Source organism: Streptomyces sp. NRRL B-1140, from assembly GCF_001280065.1.
Classification (GTDB): domain Bacteria; phylum Actinomycetota; class Actinomycetes; order Streptomycetales; family Streptomycetaceae; genus Streptomyces.
Map to the genome: position 1 here is coordinate 1 of NZ_LGEA01000175.1, position 719 is coordinate 719.

Annotated in this window: 1 pseudogene; it reads right to left on the reverse strand. The window is 65.2% G+C overall.

From position 1 onward, the window contains the following. Positions 1 to 719 (reverse strand): annotated as a pseudogene (locus ADK65_RS36530) (protein phosphatase); the annotation flags it as partial.

Consider the following 719-nt stretch of genomic DNA (forward strand, 5'->3'; position numbering starts at 1 on the left):
GCACCACCCGCACCGCCGGTGAACACCGTCGTCAGCACGTTGAAAGTGACCGCACCCGCGGCGCGGGCGGGGTTCTTGCCCCACTCGTCCCACGCCACCAGCGCCTTGCCCGTCTCCTTCATCGCGGTACGCGAATCACGCAGCCAGGACGGCATGTCCTTGTCCGACGCCGTCCAGAACCACGTCTGCGCCCCGGGGATCGCCGTGATGACCAGACCGGTCGCCAGCTGCGCCAGGCCCTTCCACGCCTGGCCCATCGCGTCCCAGCCGCCGAAGCCCACCAGCGTGCCCAGGCCCTTGATCGTGCCCCACACACCGTCCACGATCAGGCCGTCCCACACGAACGACTTCACCCAGTGGCCGACCTCGTACCACTTGTGCTTCTCCTCCACCGGGTCACCCCAGGGGAGTTTCGCGTTCTTCAAGTCGTCGGCGTTGAAGCCGTACTGGTTCTTCTTCTTCGAACCGTCCCCGGCCACCATCTGCGTCCCGCCCCACAGAGCGGTGATCTTGTTGTGGCAGGTCCGCTCCGCAGCCCAGAACGCCGCCACCGTGGAGGTGATGTCGTCACGCAGCTGGTTGTGCTCGTCGACCTTGTCCTCGTCGTACTCCCACTCGTCATCATCCTTGACGGACTCGACGAACGTGTGGGCCTTGGTCTTCAGCTCCTTGAGCTTGGCCACCAGAGGACGAATCTCCGTGGCATAAGAGGACAACGC